Here is a 19,145-nt window from a genome sequence, read left to right as displayed (position 1 = left end):
CCGCCCCTCTAGAGGAGACACCGCATGAGCCCTGACCACGTCACGCAGAACAGCTCGGGAGACAGCCTGGAGGGCAAGGCGGCGGAGCTGTCCCGGCTGCACGAGGATCCGACCCTGCTCACGGTCGTCAACGTGTGGGACGTGATCAGCGCCAAGGTGGTCGCCGACACCCCCGGCACCGCCGCGCTGGCCACGGCCAGCCACTCCATCGCGGCCTCGCTGGGCTACGAGGACGGCGAGAAGATCCCCGTGGAGCTGATGATCGAGGCCGTCGGCCGGATCGCGGAAGCGACGACCCTGCCGGTCTCCGCCGACCTCGAGGGCGGGTACGGCGACGCTGTCGACACCGTCCGCCGGGCCATCGGCGTGGGCATCGTCGGCGCCAACATCGAGGACCAGATGCGCCCGCTCGGCGAGGCGGCCGCCGGCGTGAAGGCGATCATGGACGCGGCGATCAGCGAGGGCGTCCCGGACTTCGTCCTCAACGCCCGCACCGACGCGTTCCTCAAGGCCGGTGACCGCGACCCCGCCGAGGTGCTGGCCGAGGCGGTCGAGCGCGGCAAGGCCTACCTCGACGCCGGGGCTCCGGTCGTGTTCGTGCCCGGCAAGCTCGACGAGGAGCAGATCACCACCCTGGTCGACGCGTTCGGCCCCCGCCGGCTCACCCTGATCGGGTTGCCTGGCCTCCCGTCGCTGGAGCGACTCGAGCAGCTCGGCGTCGCCCGCGTCTCCTACGGCCCGATGCCCCAGCGGGTCGCGCTGACCGCGCTCCAGGAGCTGGTCGAGGAGATCCACCGCGGTGGCGGCGTACCCGGGAACATGCGTCCGCTGAACTAGCGCCGCCGCGCATGTAAATCGGGGTTATGGACGCTCATCAAGAGCCCTGCCGGCCCGTTCGCGTCCATAACCCCGCGTTACATGCAGTACGTGGGGCGCGGGACCTCAGGTCCAGACGCGGCGGATCACGCAGGTGACGCCGAACGGGTCCTGCCCGCGGCTCGCCGCGAGCGCCCCGGCTCCCTCGGGGGAGTGCACGTAGACGGCCGGGCCGCCGCGGACCCAGTGGCCCCAGGCAGCGGCGAACGCGTCCGCGCGCTGGCGGGTCGTCGCGAGCACCGAGGGCACCGTGTGCCAGACCTCGCCGTCGGGACGGTCGCCCCGCAGCGACCGCAGCCCCCGCCGCAGGCCGTCCAGGCCCCGAGGCGGCGAGGTGACCCAGCGGGGTACGACGTAGCGCGGCCCCGACATCGGCGAGACCACCTCCTCCAGCGCCTCGGCGAACCGGGCGGAGGCGCTCTCGTCGGCGCTGACCAGGCTGTACGACTCGGTCCCGTCTGGGGAGACCGAGCGGTGCAGGGCCTCGGAGCCGACCGGCGCGAGCCCGGCGTTCCGGAGCCCGTCCGCGACGGCAGCCGCCACCAGGCCGAGGCTGACCCGGTGCTCGCTGGCCACGCGCACCGCGTCCCGGCCCCACAGGGCCACGCTCCACGCGACCAGGGGAAGCGCGAGCACCAGCACGGCAGGGGAGACCCCGAGCGCGAGCACGGCGGCGAGCAGGAGCAGCACCGGGACGAGCGGGAGCAGGGCCAGGCGGCGCCCCGGGTGCAGCTGCACCCGGTCGGTCCAGGGCACCAGTCCCTGCGTGCCGGACACCGTGGACAAGGCAGCCGGTGAGGCCGCGGGCCTGTCCGCGACCAGGCGCACCACGTGCTCGACCCTGTCGGCGTACGCCGGGGTGGCCCGCCAGCTCTCACGCACGGCGTCGCGGTCCTGCGCCCTCACCAGCATCCGCGCGTCGATCGCCTCGAACTGCGAGGTGGGTGGGGGCCGGTAGCTGCTGAACGTCGAGTCCACCCCGCCGACGCCGTCGACGACAGCGCCGAGCTCGTCGACCATGAAGTAGCCCTGGTGCTTGCGGGCGTAGCGGTCCCAGTCGTTGGCGCCGGCGACGTGGCCGTCGTGGACGCAGACCACCGACCAGATCAGGGCGACCTTGTCCGGGTCGGCGGGGTCGATGCGCAGGGCGCGGCCCCGGGTCTGCACCACCGCGGTGGGGGTGGTCGCCGTGGTCAGGTCGATCAGGCTGGTGACCGCGGGCGCGTCCCAGCCCTCGCCGAGCAGGCCGCGGGTGCCGACCAGCGCCCTGGTGCCGCCGGCGGCGAAGAACGCGGTGACGTGCTCGACCCACTGCGCGCTGGTCCACCTCCCGCTCAGCGTGGGGACCTCGCCGGAGGCGTCCACGACGAGGCTGGCGGCCATCCCGGGATGGGTGCGGTCGATCCAGGTGATCAGCCGGTCCAGGGTCTCCTCGGCGCCCGCGACGGTCCGGCCCGTGACCAGCATCGGGGCGAGCCCGGCGCAGGCGGGGTCGGCCAAGAGGCGGGAGAGCACCCCGATGGCTGATCCGGCCGGGTCGGGAGCGGTGTCCGGCTCGTCGGAGATCCGCTGGCGCGTGGTCGGGGTGGCGCGCTCGTGGTCGCAGAGCACCAGCGCCCGGGTGCGGTCGCCGAGGCTGGCGTGCTCGGCCGCCACGATCACGGGCACGGCGTCCTGCTTGGCGGCCGACCGCGCCGTGACCCGGTCGACGGTGCCGCGTCCGGTGCGGATGCCGGTGCGGGTCCACACGTAGCCGATCGCGGGCAGCGTGCGGCGTACGGCCTCGAGCACGGCGCGGTCACCGGCGCCCGCGTCGCCCTCGGCGTCGCTGCCCGGCACGATGCAGTTCACCAGCCAGTCGTCGAGCAGCCGGCGCCAGTCCTCCGCGGAGGGTGGTCGCCGGTGTTGCTCGTGCACCATGGCGTCCGCGGGCCGCTCGAGCAGCCCGGCGTGAGCGAGCCGCAGCGCCGCATCCGCGAGCTCGGGCTCGCGGGCGGTGACCTCGGCCCAGGTCGTGGTGCCGTCGGCGACGGGCCGCACGAACCGCTGCGTGAGCCACTGCGGCAGCGGGGTGGACCCGAAGCCGGGGGCGAACAGGTCGGTGGTGAGCTCCCGGAACCTGGTCGACTGCTCACTGAGCCAGGTCGCCTCCTCGGCGGTGGGCGTGGTCAGCCATGCCAGCTCGGCGTACGGCGCCAGCGCACCCTCCTTGACCAGCGCCGGGATCCGGGCCTCGTAGAGGACCGGTCCGAACAGGGTCGCGGTGAGCTCGGCCTGGGAACGGGTCATCGCCCCGGGCGGGGTGGCGGTGAGCCCGAGGACGACAGCCTCGGGCAGCTCGTCGAGGACCTCGCGGAGCAGCTGTCCCCAGACCTCGAGCAGGTGGTGGCACTCGTCGAGCACGATGGTGAGCGGACCGGCCGCCCGCAGCGTCTCGATCAGCGCGCGCCCGTTGGGGTGCAGCCGCTCCACCTGGGAGCGGTCACCCGCTCCGTCGTCGTCGTCGAAGACCGCAAGCGACTGGTAGGTCAACGAGGTGAACGACGTGCGCAGCTCGCGCCGCAGGCCCGCCCGCGGGCCGTCGTACGCGTCCCAGGCGCGGGCCCACTGGCCCTGGATCGCGGTGTTCGGCGAGAAGACCACCGTGCGTCGACCCAGCCGGCGAGCCACCTCGGTGCCGACCAGCGTCTTCCCGGCGCCGGGCGGCATCGTCACCCACCAGCGGGTGGAACCGCCGGCGCGGGCCGCCTCGAAGGCGTCGAGGGCCTCGCGCTGGTGCTTGCGGAGCTCGTGGGGACACACCATGTCCTCGTAGGACTGGAGCGGTCCCAGCGCCTCGCGGGTGCTCAACGGTAGTTCGTGAACTGCACTGCGAACTCGTAGTCCTGCGACTTCACCAGCTGCTGCACCGCCTGCAGGTCGTCCCGCTTCTTGCTGGTCACCCGGAGCTCGTCGCCCTGCACCTGCACCTTGACGCCCTTGGGGCCCTCGTCGCGGATCAGCTTGCCGACCTTCTTGGCGTCCTCGGTGCTGATCCCCTCCTTGAGCGCGATGCTGATCTTGGACTCGCGGCCCGACGCCCGCGGCTCACTGGCGTCGAGGATCTTCAGCGACTGGTTGCGCTTGATCAGCTTCTCCTTGAAGACCTCGAGCACGGCGCTGGCCCGGTCCTCCGCGTTCGCGGAGATCTCGATCGCCTCGGTGCCGGACCACTTGATCTCGGCGCCGGTGCCCTTGAAGTCGAAGCGCTGCGAGATCTCACGCGCGGCCTGGGACAGGGCGTTGTCCACTTCCTGGCGGTCGATCTTGCTGACGATGTCGAACGACGAATCGGCCATCGTGGGGGGTCCTCCATGCGATTTAAGTTCTGGGTCACTGCTGCGCTATCCTCGGCTGCGCTGCTGGCCCACTCTAGTGGGTCGGTTCGCATGGCAGGTTGTCCGAGCGGCCAATGGAAACGGACTGTAAATCCGTCGGTGTATACCTACGCAGGTTCGAATCCTGCACCTGCCACCAGTTGGATGCTGAAAGACCCGCAGGTCGCTGACCTGCGGGTCTTCGCGTTCGAGGGGCATGGCGAGGTCCGGGGTGAGGTGTCTCACTTCCGTACGTCGTTCGCGCCGTACGCCGTTCGTCGCCGGGGCCACCGTGTGCGGGTGCGGTGGCGAACGTCGCGCTGCTTGGCCGAGTCCCAACCCGGTGGTGTGGTGGTCTCGATGTCCTCGCAGAGCAGGTCCTCGTCTGCCAGCACCATCCCGAACGCAGAACACAGGCGTGAAGCGCCGAAGAGACACCGGTTCACGGTGAGCTGCCGGTTCAAACAGATGACTGTGTGATCCGGCAGTTTCGTACAAGGGCTCCTTACCTAGGCGATTTCGTCCGATCCCCGGACAAGGCAGTTGACTCTGGGACAGGATTGGATGCAATCCGATCAGTGGCTTCTTCAGGGCGCGGCGAGACCGTTCCGGCCGCATCGCGGTTCGAGAAGGAGCTCTCCTCGGTGCTCGCCCCCCGTGCTGGACGTCCGCTGCCCCGCCGTACCGGGCGCCGCCTCGTGCACGTCACGGTGCTGGCGCTGGTGGGATCGCTGCTGGCGCTAATGCCGGTCTCACCCGCCGCGGCCGCGGGGCCGGCCATCGTTGTCGCGAAGACCAGCGACGGCCAGGTCCTGCTGGGCGGCGCGATCGGCTACACGCTGAGGATGACCAACCCGGCACAGACCGGTGCGAGGCCGGAGTACAACGTCTCCTTCCGCGACGTGCTGCCGGCCGGCGTCACCTACGTCGCGGGATCCACCACGCCGAGCTCCAGCGGGGAGCCCAGGGTGGTCACCGCCACGAACGGCGTCCAGACCCTGATCTGGTCGAACCTCAACGACCTGCCGGTCGGGGCCAGCACGGCACTCTCCTTCCGGGCCACTCCGTCCACCACGACCCATCCGGTCGGCGCCACCGTCACCAACGTGGCCCAGGGGTTCGCCCAGAGCGACCCACGCACCCTGCCCCGGTTCGAGGCCGACGGCGTACCGGTGGCCAGCAGCTACACCGAGACGGCGAGCTCGTCCCCGGCGACCACCCGGATCACCGCGCTGCGGATCGAGAAGAGCGAGCCCAGTCCCGAGAACGAGCTCCTGCGCGGCATCCACGAGCACAGCACCGTCTACACCCTGCGCGTCACGAACAACTCCACACAGGTCACTCAGGGCGTGAGCGTCGTGGAGTACCTCCCGGCCGGGCTGGAGTTCCTCGGCTGCGGCGCCACCGACAACACCGCCGCAGGCACCGTGGAGTACCCGGGGGCCCCGAGGCTCGACGTCAGCACCCCGTCCCTGGCCGGGGACTGTCCGCTCCCAGCCACGGTGAGCACGGTGACGCTGTCCGGCGGGAACGCGCAGGGTCTCTCCGCGGGCGTGTACACGGTCGTCACGTGGAGCCTGGCCAACCTCGGGGCCAACTCGAGCGCCACCATCCGCTACCGCGCAGGCATCCCCCAGCGCGCGAACGTCCCCTTCGTCGACGGTCCCTCGGCCGGGAGCCGACTCCAGGCCGCGAACCTCGACAACAACACCGGTCCCTCGACCAGGGAGGGCACGGCGGAGCAGGCGCTCACCAGCCTCGCGACCGTGACCGGGACCTACCAGGGTCCGGTGGCGAGTGGAGCGTCGAGGTCGGTCAGCGACTCCGCGCGGCTCGCGGTCACCGCCGAGGACCTCGCGCTCCAGAAGTCGGTCACCCCGACCGGCTTCGAGGCCGGGCAGGTCGCCACCTTCACCTTCCGGCTCCGGACCGGGGAGTACGCCGACGCCTCCGACGTCGTCCTCACCGACCTGCTGCCGGACGGTCTGTGCCCCCTGGACACGACCACCAACCATGCCCCCGGAAGCCCCGAGGAGTGCGCGCCCGGCCCGGGCTTCACGACCACCGGGGGCACCTCCTTCGACGAGGTGGTGTCCCACGCGGACGGCACCTACTCGATCAGGTTCGCCCCGATCGACCTCGCCCACGACAGCACGGCCACCGTGACGTTCCCGGCGCGCATGCGTGCGGAGTACGCCGCCAACGGCGACCCGACCGTCTCCGGCGACGGGTACCTCAACCGGGTCTCCCTGCGGGGCACCACGACCATGCGCGCCGAGGTCGAGGCACCCGAGCCGGGGGAGGTACTCACCGACGTCCGCGACGAGTCCGAGGTCTCGCTGAGCTCCGACGCGCCCAGGCTGACCAAGACGATGAAGCCGGTCGCCAGCCCCTATGCGTGCGGCCTCGACGGGACCTACACCGACAACGACCGCACGGCCGCGAACAGTGCGGCGCTGACCTTCGCCGAGGGCGACCGGATCTGCTTCAAGATCCGGGTCGACTTCTCCGAGGGCAACGCGACCAAGGATGCCGTCGTCACCGACTTCCTGCCCAGCTACGTCGCCTACGAGCCCGGGTCGGCAACCGCGACCGCGAACAACTCGGTCCTCGCCGACCTGGACACCACCGGCCCCCTCACCTGGACCATCGGCTCTCCCGAGGGCGGTGGGAGGTTCGTGGGCAAGGGAGCGGTCTTCGAGTACACCGTGGCCGGAATCGTCACCGCGCCGTCGAGTGTCCCGACCCCCGACATCACCGCCAACCTGGCCAAGCTGAGCTGGACCGACACTGCCGGCGAGGTCGGGTTCCTGCGCGACCAGGTCGACTTCTCGATCGCGGCCGACCCGCCCCTCGCCATCACCAAGACGGCCACCCGCGGGGGCACCACCGTGGCGAACGACGGCACCGTGCGGTCGGGCGAGGCCCTGGCGTTCACCGTCGGCGTCCGCAACAACGGGTCGGTGGCCACCCGCAACGCCGTCGAGGTCGTGGGGCCGGACGTGTGGGACGTGCTGCCCGCGGGCATCAGCTGCGCCCTCGTCACCGGCATCTCCGACCTCGGGGTGTGCACGGACCCGCAGGACTCGCCCCCGTCGTACGCCGGCAACAACACCCTCAGCGCGATCCGCTGGAACCTGCCGGACACGGACACCATCGAGGCCGGAGTGACCCGCTCCCTGACTTACACGATGACCATCCCGACCGACCCGCGTGTGGGGACGAGTTACACCAACACCGCCGCCGTCGCGTCGTTCGCCACCATCGACAACACGGGGAGCCTCGGCCAGCACTACCCGGCCGAGAACATCGACACGTCGGTCACGCGCGCGATGGAGGACACCATCGCGGCGAGTGCCACGTTCACCGGCGTGGTTCCCTCACCGGTCCTGGCGAAGGAGAGCACGACCGCGACGACCCCCACCAGCACGCCCCCCGACCCTTCGAACGCCGCGAACCAGGTCGTCATCGGTGAGGGCATCACCTACACCGTCTCGCTCACCGTGCCGGCCCACACCACGATCCACAACGCGACGGTGACCGACCCGATGCCGACCGGTGTCGAGCTCCGCTCCGCTGCCGTGGAGTACTCAGCCGACGCCGACGGCGCGCCCGGCATCGAGCCCAGCTTCACCGCGACACTCCCCTCCGGGGTGGTGTTCTCCCCGGTCCCGGGAGTCGGGGCCGCGGGGACCGCGACGCTGGCGCTCGGCAGCACCTACGTGAACTCGAGCGACGAGCCGCAGATGTTCCGGATCACCATCCAGGCGCGCGCCACGACCACGGCCGTCAACGTCCACAATGTGCTGCGCAACAACACCGCGACCCTGAGGCACACGGCGACCACAGCGACCGGCAGCACCGCGACGACGGAGACCGCGACCTCGGGCGTCACAGTCGTCGAGCCGGCGCCCACGCTCAAAAAGACGAACGACACCACCGGCGACCGGGTCGTCGCCGGCCAGACGGTCACCTACACGCTGACCGCCGGCAACCCGACCGGTCGCCCGATCCTGCACGACACCTGGGTGGTCGACTGCGTGCCCGACGGGCTGACCCTCACCGGCGTCACCTCGGTGCCCGGGGGCGACACCACCACCCAGACGGCAGGGAACGGGCAGAACGGTTGCGCTGCCGGGCAGACGGTGCTCCGGTGGCAGGTCGGCGACCTCTCGGGCGCGGAGGTGCTGCGCTACACCGCGGTCGTCTCCAGTGCCTCCGCCGGTCTGCAGAGCTACCACAACGCGGTGACCCTGGCCGGCTCCAGCCTCCGCAACGGCACGGATGCCGCCGTCCCGGAGGAGCGCTCCTACGGCGCCTCGGCCTCGAACACGATCACGGTGGGCGGAGCGGGCCTGGCCAAGTCCACGAGCACACCGACCAGGACGATCGGCCAGCGCGCCGTGTTCACCACGACGGCGACGCTCCCGCCCGGGATCAACTTCTACGACAGCGCCATCGTGGACACCCTGCCCGACGGCCTCGAGGCCGACACTGTCGTCCTCACCGGGAGCACCTGCTCACCCGGCTGCGCCGTCGCCCCGGTGCCCTTGACCGGGGACGGCCAGAGGATCGGCTGGTCCCTGGGCGACCTGCTGTCCTCCGGCGCGCAACGCGTCATGACCCTGACCTACACGGCCCTGGTGCAGGACGTCGCCGGCAACAAGGCGGGGGACGTGCTCGCGAACACGGCCGTCCTCGGGTGGGACCTGACCGACGGGCCGGACAGGACCACGGTCTCGGAGACGAGCGGCCGCGCCAGCTCCCCTGGGGCGGCGAGCGTCAGGGTCACCGAGCCCAGGCTGAACCTCGCCAAGACCGCCAGCACCTCCGCACCCGTGCCCGGCCAGGTCTTCAGCTACTCGGTCCGGGTCACCAGCTCGTCCGGGGCGAACGTGTCCGCCGCGCATGACGTCACCCTGAGCGACACGGTCCCGGACGGTGTCGTCGTGGACCCCTCGAGCATCAGTCACGCCGGGACCATCACCGGAGCGTCCGCCAGCGGGGGCGGCGTGATCACCTGGGCCCTGAGCGGCGAGGTCGGAGCTGGCTCATCGCAGACGCTCACCTACCAGGCCCAGCTGGCCACTCCCACCCCGAGTGGCCAGCTGACCAACACGGCGCGCATCACCGGCTACCGGTCGCTCCCCGGGGCCGGGCGGGCGTACCCGGGCGAGTCCAGAACTGCCACGATCAACGCGGCCCTGCCGCGCGTCGTGGTCGCGAAGTCGGTCGTCGGTGGCGTGCTCGCCTACATCGGTGCACCCAAGACGTGGCAGCTCACGGTGACCAACGACCGCGCGTCCACGGCGTACGGCGTCGACGTCGAGGACACGCTGCCGCCCAACTGGGAGTACGTGCCGGACTCGGCGCGGGTCTCCGTGCGCGGGGCGGCGCCGGTCGCGCTCGAGCCCACGATCAGCGGGTCGGTGGCAACCGGGCAGCGCCTGGCCTGGACCGACCTGGGAAACCTTCCGTCTCGTAACGACACCGTCGTCGTCACCCTCCAGGCGGTCCCCGGGGCTGCCGTCACGACCGTTCCGGGAGTGGGGATGGCGGCCACCCACACCAACACCGTGTCCACCACCGCCGAGGACGTCAACGGCAAGCGGGCCAGCGCCGACGGGGTCCTCTACAACGGTCCCGCAGCCACGGCCGTGGCCCGCGTCGCCTCCGCGGACCTGCAGGTGACCAAGGCTGCCGTGGGCACCCCGGTGGCGGGCCGGGACCTCACCTGGAGGGTGACGGTCCGCAACAACGGTCCGGACACGGCCGCGGGGCCGATCACGCTGGTGGACACGCTGCCGGCACAGCTCACCTCGGTCACCGCGACGGGAACGGGCTGGACCTGCAGCGGCACCGCGCCGGTCACGTGCACCCGAGCTGCCGGCCTCGACTCCGGCGCCTTGGCGACGGTCGAGGTGACGGGCCGGATCCCGGCAGGGACCACGACGGGCACCGAGCTGACCAACCGCGCGACGGTCGGCGGACCGACGTACGACCCGGCCCCCGCGAACAACGAGACCTCGAACCAGGTCACCGTGACCACCGACGCGGACCTGGCGATCGACAAGGAGCTCACCGGTGCGATGACCGCCGGGACCGTGGCGACCTACACCCTCGACGTGACCAACAGGGGCCCCTCGGTCCACCGTGGCTCGATCTCGGTCACCGACGAGATCCCGGCCGGGACGACGTTCGTCGGCGCCACCGGGGAGGGGTGGAGCTGCGCGGAGGCCGCCGGAACCCTCACCTGCAGCCGCACCGACGAGCAGGCAGTGGGTCCCGTGGGGCAGGTCAGCGTGCGGGTCCGGGTGGACCCGGCGCGTACGGCGGCCGTGGTGAACCGGGCCGTGGTCGACGGCCGGACCAGCGGTACGCCGGACAGCGTCACCAGCAACGACGCCGACCAGACCACCACCACCCCGGCCACCGCTGCCGACCTGTCGGTCGACAAGGTCTCCCGGGGGACCTTCACCGCCGGGCAGCCGGGCAGCTACCGGATCACCGTGCGCAACGCAGGGCCGTCGGTGGCGCGGGGCGTGGTCGTGAGCGACACCCTGCCCGCTGGGACGGCGTACTCCGGGGCCACCTCGGTCAAGGGCGCCTGGGACTGCTCGGCCACGGGCCGCGCCGTGCGGTGCGAGCTCGCGGGGACGCTCGGTGTCGACGGGGACGCGGTGCTCGACGTGGTCGTCGACGTGGACGCGGGGCACACCGGCAACCTGCGCAACACCGCCACGGTCCAGGCGGACACCCCGGAGCCGGCCGGCGACCGGGACAACAACAGCGACACCGACGACACCACCGGTGCCGTCGACGCCGACCTGCGGATCACCAAGAGCCACCCCGTCGGCGAGGTCGTCGCCGGCGAGACCGTGTCCTACACGGTGACGGTCACCAACGACGGACCCTCCGTGAGCGGTGGGCCGATCCGGGTGACCGACACCCTGCCGGAGGGCCTGAGCTGCGTCACCGTGGACGGCGAGGCCTGCCAGGGAGGCACTGCCCAGCTCACCCGGGTGGCCTCGCTGGCGCCGAACGCCTCCTTCAGCGTCGTCGTCGTCGCCCGTGCCGCTGCCTCCGCGGGGCCCGCGACCCTCACCAACCGCGCCCTCGTGGCCGGTCCCGACGACACGGACCCGACCAACGACAGCGCCCAGGACCCAACCGAGGTCGTGGACCGCGCGAACGTGAGCCTGGCCAAGTCACCCGACGGCGACACCGTGCGCGCCGGGACCGAGAAGACGTTCACCCTGACGGCCCACAACGACGGGCCCTCGGACGCCGACTCGGTGTCGGTCACCGAGCTGCTCCCGAGCGGGATGAGCATGGTCAGCATGAGCGGGACCGGCTGGACCTGTACGCCGGCGACCGCCACCTGCACCCGCGCCACCCTCGCCGCCGGGGCCGACTCCACGATCCAGGTCGTGGTCGCGGTCGACGCCGCCGTCGTGGACGGCTCGACCCTGACCAACACGGCACGGATCTCCACCTCGACGGGCGGGGACGATGCACGGGACAACACCGCCAGCGCCGACATCGACGTGATCGCCCGCGCCGACCTGGTGATCGCGAAGACCCACGCCACCGGGACCGTCACGGCGGGGGAGGCCACGACGTACGACATCGACGTCCACAACGACGGCCCGTCGGACGCCCTCACCGACCTGGTGGTCACCGACACGCTGCCGGACTCGATGAGCTTCCTCGCGGCCGACAACGGCTGGGACTGCACGCCCGCCGGGCGCGTGGTGACCTGCGAGCTGGCCGAGGGCCTCGCATCCGGTGCCGACGCACCCACCCTGCGGATGCGGGTCCACGTGGCGGCCGACGCGGACGAGACCCCCACGGCGCGCAACGAGGCCGGCGTCACCAGCCCCACCACCGACCCGGACCGCAGCGACAACACGCACGGCGTCGACGTGGCGATCACCCGGGCAGCAGCCCTGACGGTCACCAAGAGCCACACCGGTGACGGCAGGATCGGCTCGGAGGTCGCGTTCACGATGTCGGTCCGCAACGAGGGGCCGTCCACCGCACGCGGACTGGTGCTCACCGACCAGGTCCCCTCCGGGCTCGAGTTCGTCTCGGCCGACGGGGGCCCCGACTGGTCGTGCCAGTACGCCGGTGCGAGCGCCACCGTCACCTGTGAGCACGACGGTCCGCTGGCCGCCGTGCAGGATGCCGAGCCGGTAGTGGTCACCGCTGCCGTCACGGCCGCTGCCTACCCGAGGGTCACGAACCTCGCCACGGTGGAATCCCTGTCCTCCGCGGTGCCGGTCGTGAGCAACGAGGACACGGTGGAGGTCCCGCCGCTGGCCGACCTCTCGCTGGTCAAGGAGCACCGCGCGGTGATGAAGGTCGGGCAGCAGGCGGCGTACACGCTCACCGTGCACAATGCCGGCCCCACCGAGGCGCCGGGCACGGTCAGCGTGAGCGACGCCCTGCCCGACGGGCTCGCGTTCGTCTCAGGACAGGGGAAGGGCTGGACCTGCGCCGAGCCGGCGGGCACGGTCACGTGCACGCGTGCGGGACTCGCGGCGGGCGAGACCAGCACCGTCGAGCTGGTGGTGGACGTCGGGCCGGCCGCCTACCCGTCCGTCACCAACCTCGCGACCGTGACCAGCCCGGCCGAGGACCCGGAGCCGGCGAACAACTCCTCGACCGACCAGGCGCCCGTGCACCCGGCGGTGGACCTGTCCCTGGACAAGTCGGTGCACCGTCAGAGCGCGACCAGCGCCACGTGGGCACTGACCGTCACCAGCGAGGGACCGAGCGCCACGGTCGACCCGGTCACCGTGGTCGACCAGATCCCCTCGGGCCTGCGGTACGAGTCCGCTCGTGGCCCGGGATGGGACTGCCAGCAGATCGGGAGCCGGGTGACCTGCCTGCACGAGGGCACCATGGCGGCCGGGGCCAGCTCGACCATCCTGCTGACGACCGCCGTCGCGCCCGCTGCCACGGGCCCGATCCGCAACGTGGCCTCGGTGACGGGTGGCTGGCGCCTTCGCCAGGCGACTGACGTGTCGGCGGCGACCCTGATCCCGGGTGATCCTGCGGCATCGGCCGCCGGGTCAGCCGCCATCACCACGGGGTCGTCCGACGACCTCCCGGACACGGGCGGACCGGTCTGGTGGCCGGTTCCGCTCGGCGCCGCCCTCGTGCTGGCCGGATGGCTGGTGCTGCGCCGGGGTCGGCGCGGCCGGGCCCTGGGTCAGGGATCCGGCCAGCAAACCGGATAGTCCCGAACGTTCGGCAGGTGAATCGGAGCATCCATGGGCGGTCGTGCCCGGTGACATGCCCCGGCGGTCCCCACCGCCGCGCCCGCCACCTGCGCCTCCGAGGCACGTCCGGGCCCGCCCCCATAGCCACACCGGGCCCCGTGGGTGCAGACTGCCCTGTGACCTGAGTCACCTGGTGGGCTTGCGATTCACGGGAGCGCGGCGCCGGGTGAGGTGAGGAGAGCCGTGACCACCGCCCAGCAGTTCGACGAGGACTCAGCCCAGGCAGACGGCAGGACCGTGGCCTTCAGGGCGGTGGGCGTCAAGAAGCACTACCCCGGTGTCAAGGCGCTCGACGGCGTCGATCTCGAGGGGTACGCCGGCAGCGTGCTGGGCGTGTGCGGGGCGAACGGCGCCGGCAAGTCGACCTTCGCGAAGCTGCTGGCCGGGGTCGAGACGCTGACCGACGGCGAGATCAGCATCGCGGGCTACCCGCACCCGGTCCGCGACGCCGCGGAGGCCGAGCAGGCGGGGGTGCTGATGATGCACCAGGAGCCCCTGATCATCGACGACTTCACCGTGGGGGAGAACGTCTGGCTCTACAAGCTGCGTGCCGGCAAGGACATCCGCCCGTGGGCCACGAAGACCGACACGAACAGTGCGGAGACCCGCAAGGTCCTGGCGGGGGTCGGCCTGGGGCACCTGTCCACCCGGGAGCTGGCACGCGACCTCGGACCGGGGCAGCGGCAGATGCTGTCGTTGAGCCGGGCCGCGGTGAGCAACCACAAGATCATGATCCTCGACGAGACCACCGCCTCGACGAGCGAGGAGCACTTCAACGACATCCTCGAGCTCGTCGAGCGGGAGAAGAGGGCCGGGACCTCGGTCATCTTCGTCTCCCACCGCCTGCACGAGGTGTTCGCGATGTGCGACCGGATCGCGGTGCTACGCAACGGCAAGCTGGTCAAGGTGCTCGACGCGGCGGACAGCGATCCGGACGAGGTCACCACGCTGATGATCGGGCAGGCACTCAAGGCCCTCGACCGTCCGGCCCCGGTCGACGTGGGCGAGAACGAGGTCCCGGTGATGTCGGTGCGCGACCTCCACGGTGGCGCGGCCAGGGGCGTCTCGTTCGACGTGAACCAGGGCGAGATCCTCGGCCTCTACGGGCTGGTCGGCAGCGGGCGCTCCTCGGTCGCCCGGACGATCACCGGCCAGCGCCCGGCGGTGAGTGGCTCGATCAGGCTGCACGGCGAAGAGATCGACCTGCCGAACCCGCAGACGGCGGTGACCAAGGGGATCGCCTACCTCACCGAGGACCGCCGGCTGGAGGGATTCGTCAAGGACTTCGACAACGGCGAGAACATGAGCCTGGTCGTGCTCCCCAAGCTGTCCCGGGGCGGCGTCGTACAGACGGCGCAGGAGAAGAAGCGCGTCCGGGAGCTGATCGGCGAGTACCAGGTCAAGGGCGGCACCAGGACCTACACCCGCACCCTGAGCGGCGGCAACCAGCAGAAGGTGGTCGTGGCGAAGTGGATGGAGACCGACCCCGAGTTCGTGGTCCTCGACGAGCCGACCAAGGGGATCGACGTCGGTGCCCGCGCCAACATCTACGAGATCATCCACCGCGTCGCCGCCCGCGGCAGAGGGGTCCTGGTCGTCTCCAGCGAGGCCGAGGAGCTGTTGTCGCTGTGCCACCGCATCCTCGTCCTGCGCAACGGCGAGATCGTCGCCGAGTTCGACCCCGAGGAGGCGGACACCGACGACCTCATCCGCACCGCCCTCTCCCACGAGGACTGAACCCACCGCTCCGACCCCACCAGCAGAGGACTCGATCATGACTGCGAGCGAAGCTCTTCCGGCAGTGCACGACCACGAGGAGAACTACTCCCGGGGACAGGCCCTGGTCGGCTGGCTCAAGGGCCAGTACGCCCTCTACATCCTGGTCGCGATCCTCCTGGTGGCCACGGTCACCAAGGGGAGCGTCTTCTGGGGCGGGACCAACATCACGAACCTGCTGCTGCAGATGTCCATCATCGGCGTGGTCACCCTGGCCCAGCTGATCGTCGTACTGACCGGTGGCATCGACATCAGTGTCGGCTCCGCACTGGGCCTGGCCGCCGTCATCTCCGCCGGCCTGTTCGGCGGCCCCTCGGTGCTCCTCGCCCTCGTCGTGGCGCTGCTCATCGGTGGCGCGGTCGGCGCCGTCAACGGGTGGCTGGTCTCCTACCGCGGCCTGGAGCCGTTCATCGTCACCCTCGGCATGCTCGCCCTCGCCCGCGGACTGGTCTACGCCTACGGCAACGGCATCCCGATCGTCCCCGAGGCCGCGGCGACCTTCGCCGACGTCGGCCAGGCGACACTGCTGGGGATCCCGGTGCTGGCGCTGATCTGGATCCTGATGATCGCCCTGGTCAGCTTCCTGCTCAACCGCACGGTGTGGGGCCGCCGCGTCTACGCGATCGGCTCCAACAAGGAGGCGGCCAGGAGCTCCGGCATCCCCGTCCGCACCACGTTGTGGTCGGTCTACATCCTGGCCGGGCTGCTGGTCGGGCTCGGCGGCTGGATGTTCCTCGCCCGGTTCGCCAGTGGTACCTCCACGGCCGGCAACCTCCTCGAGCTCGAGGCGATCGCGGCGGTGGTGATCGGCGGTGCCCGGCTCGCGGGTGGCTACGGAAAGGTCTTCGGCGCGGTCGTCGGCACGATCATCTTCGCGGTGATCGCCAACCTGCTCTCGCTGCTCAACGTCTCCACGTTCCTCCAGGACGCGTTCCGCGGTGCGCTGATCCTGGTGGCGGTCACCCTGGCGACGGTGCAGATCAAGTCGAGGAAGAAGACCGACTCGACCCAGCCCGCGACCAAGTAGCCGGCGAGGTGAGGGAGACGGACATGCAGGCAGGCAGACGGCGTCGTGGGACCGGGCGTGCGGGCGTAGTCATCGCAGCGCTGGTGCTCCTCTCGGCCTGCGGTGGGCAGATCTACCCGTCGAGCAAGCCGGCGTCCGCGCCGGCCAACGGGGTGAGGTCGGATCCGAAGGACGTGGTGGTGGGCTTCGCCCAGCAGCAGCTGCAGGCGCCGTACTTCGCGGCGATGCAGGTCAAGGCCCAGGACATCGCCCGGGAGAAGGGCTTCAAGCTGCTCTTCCAGGCCGCCAACAAGGATCCCGTGGTCCAGATGAACCAGATGCAGGCGATGCTCGCCCAGGGCGCCGACGTCCTGGTGGTCAACGCCACCAGCGTCAAGGGCCAGAAGGAGATGATGACCCAGATCGCCTCCAAGATCCCGGTCGTCTACATCGACACCAGCGTGCCCGGCACGGGGACCACCAGCGTGCAGTCCGACAACCTGACCATCGGCCGGGAGTCGGGCAAGATCACCGCCAAGCGCTTCCTGGACATGGGCAAGAAGAACATCAAGCTGGCGCTGCTGACCGGCCCGGCGACCGACGAGTTCGTCGGCCCTGCGCGGCGCAAGGGCTTCCTGTCCGGGCTGGACGAGGGTGGGCTCAAGTACGACATCGTGGGGTCGCAGAGCGGTGACTACGCCCAGGACAAGGGGCAGGTGGCCGCGGAGAACATGCTGGCGGCCAACCCGGACACCGACCTGGTCGTGGGGCTGAACGACTCGATGGCCCTGGGTGCCTACAACGTGATCAAGGGCAAGGAGCGCTACAAGGACGTGTACGTCGCGGCCGCGGCCGACGGCCAGAAGGAGGGCCTGAAGCTGATCAAGGACGGCGGGTGCGACGGGCGCTACATCTCCACCGGGCTGAACTCGCCCACGCTGGCGGCCGAGAAGGCGCTGCAGATCGCGCTGGAGATCGGCACCGGCGCCAAGAAGCCGGCCGACTACCCGGAGGAGTCGTTCACCAAGGCGGTGGGCATCGGCTGCGCGAACATCGAGGAGTACTACGACCCGAAGAGCATCTTCTAGCGCGGACCGGTCCCGCCTCAGGACAACGGCGGGTTGATCGTGGCGGCCCCGTCCTCGGGTGCCGGGGCGAGGTAGGCGTGCACGAGCGGGACGGCCGAGGCGCCCTCGCCGCTGGCGGAGGCGACCCGTTTCATCGAGCCCGAGCGGACGTCGCCGGCAGCGAAGATCCCGGGGACGGTGGTGGCCAGGTTGGCCGGGGGGAGCCCGTCGATCCAGCGATCGCGGGGGACGTCGCGGCCGGTGAGGATGAAGCGGTCGCGGTCGCAGGCCAGCTCCGGGGGCAGCCAGTCGATGCGCGGCTCTGCACCGAGGAGCAGGAACAGCCCCTGTGCCGGCTCGGTGGTGCGGTCGCCGGTGGTGGTGTCCTCCAGGCACAGCCACTCCAGCTGCCCGTCGCCGCCGCCGTCGACCACCCGGGTGCAGGGCCGCACCCGGATCCGCTCGCTGTAGCCGATCTCGTCGATCAGGTAGCGAGACATCGTCTCCGCGAGGCCGGACCGCCGGACCACGATCGTGACCGTGCTCGCGAACCGGGCCAGGTGCAGCGCTGACTGCCCGGCCGAGTTCCCGCCGCCGACCACGATCACGTCGCGGTCCTCCATCTCGCGGGCCGCGGTCATGGCGGCGCCGTAGTTGACCCCCGAGCCGACCAGGTCCTCCAGCGCGGGCACCCCCAGCTTGCGGTAGGTGACGCCGCTGGAGATCAGCACGGTGCGGGCGTGCACCTCGCCCCCCTCGGTGCGCAGCAGGTGCGGAGTGCCGTCGGCGCCGGGCTCCAGGCCGGTCACCTCCCAGCCGGTGAGGAACCGGGTGCCGAAGCGCAGTGCCTGGTTGCGGGCGCGCTGGGCCAGCCGCATCCCGGAGATGCCCCGGGGGAAGCCCAGGTAGTTGCGGATCATCGAGCTGGTGCCGGCCTGGCCCCCGACGGCCTCGGCCTCCAGCACCGCGACCGAGAGGCCCTCGGAGGCGCCGTACACCGCTGCTGCCAGTCCTGCCGGTCCGCCGCCGACCACGGCGAGGTCCACGACCTCCTCGAGCCTGAGGTCGCCGGGCTTGCCGTTGATCGAGATCGCCACGTCGCGCACGCTGGTCGCCTCGATCGGCGTGCGGTTGGCCGAGACGACGACGGGCCAGCGCAGGTCCTCGACGCCCAGTTGTTCGCGTACGCCGACCAGGTACTCGGCGATCTCCGGGTCGTCGGGGTGGTGCACCCGGTTCTGCATCCCCATCCGGTCCAGGAAGTCGCGGATCGCCATCGTGAGGGAGTCGTGGGCCGGGGAGATGACCTTGGCGGTGACGACCTCGGGGCGCGGCACCGTGGCCGTCCACTCCGAGAGGAGGTCGGTGATCGCGCCGTGGAACTCCTCGTCCCGCTTGCCGCGGGGCATCAGCAGGTAGGCGTCGTACTTGCCCTTGGCCAGGCCGACGCGGAGGGCGGGGGCATCGGCGAGGAAGTGGTCCAGGTGGGCGGCGATCACCCGCCGGGCTGTGGGCACCAGCCGGCGCCAGCGGTGGAGCGCCTCGAAGACGTGCTCGACGTCGGGCAGCCGCGAGTCGGTGACGAACATCGCCACCTGGCCGCCGGCGTCGAGGACCGCGCGGGCGGTCTCCTCGGCCTCGCTGGCGTCCGTCGCGGTGCGCAGGTCGTAGTCGCGCTGGTACCTGCTCCGGAACTCCTCGAGGAGCACGTCGGTGTGGTGCTCTGCGACGAGGACGATGGTCGGCTCTGCCACGCTCTCCAGCGTAGGCCGACTTC

The 19,145-nt window shown here is 71.4% G+C and carries 8 protein-coding genes and 1 tRNA gene; 6 read left to right on the top strand and 3 right to left on the bottom strand.

Features of this window, described 5'->3' with window-relative positions; all coding sequences use genetic code 11:
• Positions 1-24: 24 nt before the first annotated feature.
• Positions 25-837 carry an isocitrate lyase/PEP mutase family protein gene (locus tag AC4BGB_RS09930; RefSeq protein ID WP_490546614.1) on the top strand — a complete coding sequence of 271 codons (813 nt, stop codon included), beginning with the start codon at positions 25-27 and terminating at the stop codon, positions 835-837.
• A 105-nt stretch (positions 838-942) separates the two neighbouring features.
• Here the strand turns inward: AC4BGB_RS09930 and AC4BGB_RS09925 are convergent, their stop codons facing one another.
• Together AC4BGB_RS09925 and AC4BGB_RS09920 are read right to left on the bottom strand one after the other, a co-directional pair.
• On the bottom strand, positions 943-3,726 hold the full coding sequence (locus AC4BGB_RS09925) for a DEAD/DEAH box helicase (protein ID WP_490546613.1): 2,784 nt from the start codon (positions 3,724-3,726) through the stop codon (positions 943-945).
• Positions 3,723-4,214: a YajQ family cyclic di-GMP-binding protein gene (locus AC4BGB_RS09920; protein ID WP_490546612.1), complete on the bottom strand. Its 492-nt coding sequence runs from the start codon at positions 4,212-4,214 to the stop codon at positions 3,723-3,725. The genes AC4BGB_RS09925 and AC4BGB_RS09920 overlap by 4 nt, the downstream gene beginning before the upstream one ends.
• Before the next feature lie 92 nt (positions 4,215-4,306).
• Between AC4BGB_RS09920 and AC4BGB_RS09915 the strand changes: the two genes are divergently transcribed.
• The 5 genes from AC4BGB_RS09915 to AC4BGB_RS09895 all read left to right on the top strand — a co-directional run bounded on the left by AC4BGB_RS09915 (position 4,307) and on the right by AC4BGB_RS09895 (position 17,389).
• Positions 4,307-4,392 (top strand) — tRNA-Tyr (locus AC4BGB_RS09915).
• A gap of 418 nt (positions 4,393-4,810) precedes the next feature.
• Entirely contained in the window at positions 4,811-13,477 is an 8,667-nt protein-coding gene (locus AC4BGB_RS09910; protein ID WP_490546611.1) for a hypothetical protein, read from the top strand.
• Positions 13,478-13,702: 225 nt separating this feature from the next.
• Positions 13,703-15,256 carry a sugar ABC transporter ATP-binding protein gene (locus AC4BGB_RS09905; protein WP_490546610.1) on the top strand — a complete coding sequence of 518 codons (1,554 nt, stop codon included), beginning with the start codon at positions 13,703-13,705 and terminating at the stop codon, positions 15,254-15,256.
• Between the two features lie 37 nt (positions 15,257-15,293).
• Positions 15,294-16,322, top strand: a complete 1,029-nt coding sequence (locus tag AC4BGB_RS09900) for an ABC transporter permease (RefSeq protein ID WP_490546609.1) — start codon at positions 15,294-15,296, stop codon at positions 16,320-16,322.
• 23 nt (positions 16,323-16,345) lie between these two features.
• Positions 16,346-17,389, top strand: coding sequence for a substrate-binding domain-containing protein (locus AC4BGB_RS09895; RefSeq protein WP_490546608.1), 1,044 nt, complete (start codon positions 16,346-16,348; stop codon positions 17,387-17,389).
• A 17-nt stretch (positions 17,390-17,406) separates the two neighbouring features.
• On the opposite strand, the gene AC4BGB_RS09890 is transcribed toward AC4BGB_RS09895, so the two are convergent.
• Complete coding sequence (locus AC4BGB_RS09890) at positions 17,407-19,122, bottom strand: NAD(P)/FAD-dependent oxidoreductase (protein WP_490546607.1); 1,716 nt, start codon at positions 19,120-19,122, stop codon at positions 17,407-17,409.
• Between the last annotated feature and the right edge of the window lie 23 nt (positions 19,123-19,145).

Source organism: Nocardioides sp. Z30_9 (assembly GCF_058215735.1).
The sequence above is the reverse complement of the archived record's forward strand: the minus strand, read 5'-3'. Positions and strand labels throughout refer to the sequence as shown.